General features: G+C 28.5%; 9 protein-coding genes. 4 read left to right on the top strand and 5 right to left on the bottom strand.

Annotated features, from left to right (window positions below; translation table 11 throughout):
• Window positions 1-94: 94 nt before the first annotated feature.
• Window positions 95-466, bottom strand: coding sequence for a hypothetical protein (locus BUB51_RS11920; RefSeq protein ID WP_073197996.1), 372 nt, complete (start codon window positions 464-466; stop codon window positions 95-97).
• A 187-nt stretch (window positions 467-653) separates the two neighbouring features.
• Between BUB51_RS11920 and BUB51_RS11915 the strand changes: the two genes are divergently transcribed.
• From BUB51_RS11915 to BUB51_RS11900, 4 genes are all read left to right on the top strand, one after another.
• Window positions 654-839 (top strand): DUF4177 domain-containing protein, encoded by a 186-nt coding sequence (locus BUB51_RS11915; protein WP_035161444.1) that lies wholly within the window; start codon window positions 654-656, stop codon window positions 837-839.
• Between the two features lie 275 nt (window positions 840-1,114).
• A complete protein-coding gene (locus tag BUB51_RS11910; protein WP_052045087.1) occupies window positions 1,115-1,357 on the top strand; it encodes a hypothetical protein in 243 nt (80 codons plus the stop codon).
• Window positions 1,358-1,479: 122 nt separating this feature from the next.
• On the top strand, window positions 1,480-2,268 hold the full coding sequence (locus BUB51_RS11905; RefSeq protein ID WP_073197995.1) for an ECF transporter S component: 789 nt from the start codon (window positions 1,480-1,482) through the stop codon (window positions 2,266-2,268).
• Window positions 2,269-2,369: 101 nt separating this feature from the next.
• A complete protein-coding gene (locus BUB51_RS11900) occupies window positions 2,370-3,104 on the top strand; it encodes an MBL fold metallo-hydrolase (protein ID WP_073197993.1) in 735 nt (244 codons plus the stop codon).
• A gap of 35 nt (window positions 3,105-3,139) precedes the next feature.
• On the opposite strand, the gene BUB51_RS11895 is transcribed toward BUB51_RS11900, so the two are convergent.
• From BUB51_RS11895 to BUB51_RS11880, 4 genes are all read right to left on the bottom strand, one after another.
• A complete protein-coding gene (locus BUB51_RS11895; RefSeq protein ID WP_035161450.1) occupies window positions 3,140-3,325 on the bottom strand; it encodes a hypothetical protein in 186 nt (61 codons plus the stop codon).
• Window positions 3,326-3,342: 17 nt separating this feature from the next.
• Window positions 3,343-4,620, bottom strand: a complete 1,278-nt coding sequence (locus tag BUB51_RS11890; protein ID WP_035161452.1) for an ArsB/NhaD family transporter — start codon at window positions 4,618-4,620, stop codon at window positions 3,343-3,345.
• A gap of 269 nt (window positions 4,621-4,889) precedes the next feature.
• Window positions 4,890-5,369, bottom strand: a complete 480-nt coding sequence (locus BUB51_RS11885) for a hypothetical protein (protein WP_035161454.1) — start codon at window positions 5,367-5,369, stop codon at window positions 4,890-4,892.
• A 152-nt stretch (window positions 5,370-5,521) separates the two neighbouring features.
• The coding region (locus BUB51_RS11880; protein WP_278294469.1) for a hypothetical protein at window positions 5,522-5,849 on the bottom strand (328 nt) is incomplete at its 5' end.

The following is a 5,849-nucleotide window of genomic DNA, read 5'->3' as shown; positions in this document are numbered from 1 at the left end:
TTGAACTTAACCTAATGAACCGCCGTATACCGAACGGTACGTACGGTGGTGTGAGAGGTCGGTAGATGAATTAATCATCTACCTCCTACTCGATTTAATAGTCTTCCATTTCCGATTCGTCTCCATATTCATCTATAAAATCATCGTCAAAAAATTTACTGTATTCCTCTTCGATAATATCATCTAATTCTCCATTTTGTAGGTTTTCAAGTTTTTCAATTACAAAATTATATGAATCGATTAACCCTTCACTATCAAAAATTTCACTTATTTCTTCTAACGTTTCTATAGCGATATGTATTATATCAGAAAGGTCATTAACTTCAATACCCGATTCTTCATATTCTTTTTCTGAGATAAGATTTGATATTAATTCTAGTGCTTGTTCGACATCATTATTATTGCTGTAATAGATTTCATCGTATAGTCTGTTTAGTTCGTTAACTTGTATTTTATTCTTATCCATCTAGAAACTTCCCTGTTTTTTATTTATAATATATATGTGTTTATTGCATTATATGAATGATAAGCTATATTATTCCATGAAAAATTTAGCTTAATTCGGGGATTTTGTTAACTAGCAATTAAATTTTAAATCATTAACAAGCTAATTTCAATACCTAAATTGATTTTAATTTTTGGAGGGATTTAAAATGAAAAAATTTGAGTACAAAATTGAAAATTTTAAAACACATGGAGCTGTAAAATTAGTGTTAACTCCTGAACATGAGAAAAAGATGAACGAATTAGGGCAACAAGGCTGGGAATTAGTATCAATGAATAGTATTCTAAATGGTAGAAATATTATAGCTGTATTTAAGAGAGAAAAAGTTGATTAAGGTGGATGATATGTATGATTGAAGGTGAAATTTTACAAGAAGGATTAGGACAGTTATATATCTATATAGGAATAATAATACTTACTTTCACCTTGAAAAGATATGGAAGAAAGAAATATAAATAGCAAATTTAATTATTCTAAAAGTTATGGTTAAAATGTAATTATATTATGATAATTTTTTTAAAACCCCTTTCATATTATAATGTAGAAGGATGAAAGGGGGTAGGTATTATAGACTTTCAAGTTTACGATATTTCTGTTGTCCCTTTAATAATGTTTTTAACTAAGTTAGCTCAAAATTTAGGGTTACCTAAGAAATTTTGTCCTTTAGTATCTTTAGTGTTAGGTATAATTGCTGGTATAGTTTATTTTGCACCTGGTAATATTTTGAAAGGAATAATTATAGGGATTTTTTTAGCAGCATCATCAGTAGGTTTTTATAGTGGCCCTAGAAATGTATATCAAGGATGTAAATTAAAATGTGTTAAAAAAAATAAAATTGCAAAGAAAAGATGATAATGCAAGAATATACCGATACAATATCGATACAATCTTTCGGATATCCCCTTGACTATCGATACAATTTTGGTATAATGAATACTGGCAGGTGATAAATTATATCGATAGGGGGGCTTTTTTTGCAAGATAATAGCGTGAAAAAATTAACTTATGGTGGACTAATGATAGCTCTTGTATTTGTAGCTACGGCTATTATACCACAAATTCCAATTCCTTTTACTGAAGGGTACATACATGCCGGAGACAGTATGATTTTTGTGGCTGCAATTTTATTAGGATGGAAGTATGGTGCTATAGCAGGAGGATTAGGTTCATCTTTAGCTGATTTGTATTTAGGATATACACATTGGGTGATTCCAACCTTGATTATTAAAGGGATAATGGGGGCTATAGTAGGTTTTGTAGTTAAAGATATGGAAAATAGTAGATTGGCAAAAGTTAAAAAGTTATTAACAGTTATTATAAGTGTTGGCTGGATATTTTTTGGTGTAGCTTTAAAGAATTATTTAGCTGCTAAATTGGAAAACTTTCAAAATTTAGAGCTTGCAAATTATTTAATTGAAAAATTTAAATTAAAAGGTATGGGTGAATTGCAAGCATTATTCGATAAAGTGCAAACCTCGTTGTTAGTTGCTATTATTTTAATCCCGTTATTTATCGTTATATTAAGTTTAGTACTAAAGAAACAAGGAAAAGAGATGGCTAGCGTAAGTAATCTTATGGGGATGACTTTAGCTGGATTATGGATGGTTATAGGATATTATATAGCTGGAGGAATTTTAAAAGGGAATATGATAGTTCCTATTTTCAGTGTGCCGGCTAATATTTTACAATTTGTTGGTGGACTCATAATTGCTTATCCTATTATTTTAGGATTAAAAAGGACAAAATATATTAAAAATATATAGAAATCTCAGACTTTACAGTCTGAGATTTTTTATTTATACTTATAAACATAAAATAAATAAGGAAGAATAAAATATATGTAGCTTTATACGGGAGGGATTAGATGAAATTAACTGTATTAGGTAACAATGGACCCTATCCTAAACCAGGAGGAGCTTGTTCGGGATATTTATTTGAAACAGATGACAAAAAAATCTTGATTGATTGTGGAAACGGAGTGTTATCTAGATTGTTAAAGATTTGTAGCATTAGTGATATTGATATTATTATACTTACTCATTTACATAGTGATCATATAAGTGATATTATGGTTATGAAATATGCAATAGGAGTAAACAAAATGAAGGGTAAGTGTAATGTAACTATACCTTTATACACACCTACCGATGATTACGAAATGGTAAAGAGGCTTAATTATAACAATTCATTTAATATAATTCCAATAGAAGAAGATACTATTATCAATCTAGATGATATTGAAATTACTTTTAGAAGAATGAAGCATCCAATTAAAACTTTTGCAGTTAAAATAAGAAAAGGCAAAAAAACTTTTGTGTATTCATCAGACACTTCATATAATAAGTCTTTGATAGATTTTTCAAAAAATGCTGATTTACTGCTCTGTGAATCAGGATTGCTTGAAGAAGATAGAGAAGATAATGCTCCTCATTTATCTGCTAAACAAGCTGGGGAGATTGGTAAGAAAGCTGGAGTAAAAAGGCTGATACTGACACATTTCTGGCCAGAATACAATTTAGAAAGAGTAAAGATAGAGGCCAGCCAATCATTTGATTCGATATTAGAAATTAGTCAGGAGATGAAGACCTATTATATTTAATATAAAAAAAGAGGATTAGATTATTTTTCTAATCCTCAAAATTTTATTCCCCAAAATCTTTCTTCTTCTAAGAAAACTCTTTGTGTTAATCCGTTATTTTGCAAATTCGATGTCATGTTTTTATGATGAGAAGTTTCTAAAAATTTGATGCCCAAGAGTATCACTAAACAAAATACTAAGAGTATTAAATCGATTAGTTTTCTCTTATTTGATTTTAACATAAATATTCCTCCCATTACTAGATATAGAATACTATTAAATATATTGTAGATATTAAAACAGATACAATCATAATTGGAAATCCTATCTTAATAAAATCTATAAATGTAAGTTTATATTTTGTTTTCTCTAACATTCCAGCAACGATTACATTAGCTGATGCACCGACCAAACTACCGTTACCTCCTAGACAAGCACCTAAGGCTAATGCCCACCAAAGAGGAGTAGTATTGATATTCGACATACTTCCGATACTTTTTATTAGTGGAATCATCGTTGCCACAAAAGGAATATTATCAATAAATGCAGAAGCAATAGCAGATACCCAAATAATCATTAATGTGGTTAGGAAAAGGTTTCCTTTTGTTATAAAAACAACTTTTTCTGCTATAGTCTCTATTATACCAACTTCCTCAAGAGCACCAACTAGGATAAATAAACCTGCGAAGAAAAAGATAGTAGTCCATTCTAATTCAATTAAAACTTCTTCTGGATTTATTTTACTTAAAACCAATAATGTGGAAGCGCCTATAAGTGCTACTGTAGCAGATTCGAATTCAAAAACCTGATGTAATGCAAATCCTATAATAGTAAATCCTAAAACTATTAAACTCTTTTTAAGTAGAGAATGGTCTTTTATAGCTTTATATTCGTCAAAATTCATTATTCGCTTTTTATGTTCTTCATCAACGATAAGCTCTTTACCATATATTAATTTTAATATAAGAATTACTACTGATAGAATGACAATTACTACTGGACCTAAATTGAAAAGAAAATCAAGGAATCCTAAACCGGTTGCACTTCCGATCATGATATTGGGAGGGTCTCCGATTAATGTGGCTGTTCCGCCAATGTTTGCTGAAAGTATCTCCGGCAATAAGAATGGTATGGGATTAAGATTTAATGTATCTGTAATAACTAAAGTAACGGGAGCTAATAACAGAACTGTAGTAACATTATCCAAAAGTGCTGATGAAATAGCAGTTATTATTGAAAATGATAAAATGATTTTCCATGGATCACCTTTAGCCAATTTTGCTGACTTAATAGCAATATATTGAAATACCCCTGTCCGCTTAGTTATGGTTATGATGATCATCATACCAATTAATAGCCCTATCGTATTAAAATCGATAGATTCAAAAGCGTATTCCTGACTAATCACTTTAAGTCCTAACATTATTGCGGCACCTAATAATGCAACTGCAGTTCTGTTAATTTTTTCGGAAATAATAAAAGCATAAGTTAATATAAATACAATAGCGGCGATATAAACATGAGAATTTGTTAGCATATCAACAACTCCTTTTAATCATATGTATATGGGCACGATTATTATTTTACTCTTATATTAAAACAAATTAAAATCCTATTTACAACTCTAATATCTCAAATTGATTAATATTTTATCGTTATTTCAGAATACATCTAAAATTCATACTTTTCCTAATAATTTTGAAAATTTAAAAAATGTCCAAAGCTATCATAATACTGATTAAATCGTATTTTTATAAATAATAGATATATTCAAAAAAATCAAACATTTAAAAACTATTTTTTTAACTAAAGAGTATCTGGGTCTTTTTTAAAATAAACTCTTTCACAATTTTCTTTTGCTGTCTTTATAATATCTTGTATTTCTTGAATTTTAGATTTTATTGAATTGGCATATTCACGAGGCACGTTGTAGTAGAGGTAAAGGTCTTCAAAATTTCTAATAGTTTTGTTCATTTCCTTATTAATGTCGACAAATAAGTCAAAAACTCTAGATTTTTTTGCATTTTTAAATTGTTCGATATCGATTTTTATTGTTTCAATTACGTCTTCTTCACACTTGAAAGTACCAGCATGTTCAGGATAAGGCTCTATTCTTTCTAAAAAATATTTGTTTTTCTTATTAACATTATATACATATGAGACCTCTGTTCCATCTAAATCAAACGTAACGTAGCACATATAAGAATTTATTATTTTAATTTTAGCTCCCATTTGTGTCAATATCATATCATGTCTATTGATTTCAGCTTTCATATATTTTCTCATAAATATATACCTCCTTAATCAACTTAAAATAATTATACCACAATTTTGAAATCAGAAACGCTTAACGAAAAATTTTTTATATTTCATAAGTAAATTATTCTTTTATTAAATTATGAATATTTTTTAAAATATACACCAGTTTACAAGATTAATTAAGCCACAAAGTCATTGTATATAAAGTTTTTAACGCATTTGGAAACTACAGAATAAATTTTTCTATTTTCGAGCGAAGATACGAAACTATCAAAAATTAATTCTTTTATTACTCTTTCTGAAATCATTCGTTTTATAACTTGTGGGCTTTCAAATTTGTAATCAGAAAATCTATTACTGATAAAGGGTAATACTGAAACAAAAGTAAAACTTATAGCTATTAAGTTTATAAATCTTTCTATAGCTTCTTTATTCCTTACCATATATTTACCAAATGACCAGAAAAATTTTTGCTGATAAAATATTACTTCTATATTCCATCTAATA

The sequence above is a fragment of the Caloranaerobacter azorensis DSM 13643 genome (assembly GCF_900129995.1).
Taxonomy (GTDB): Bacteria; Bacillota; Clostridia; order Tissierellales; family Thermohalobacteraceae; genus Caloranaerobacter; species Caloranaerobacter azorensis.
The sequence above is the reverse complement of the archived record's forward strand: the minus strand, read 5'-3'. Positions and strand labels throughout refer to the sequence as shown.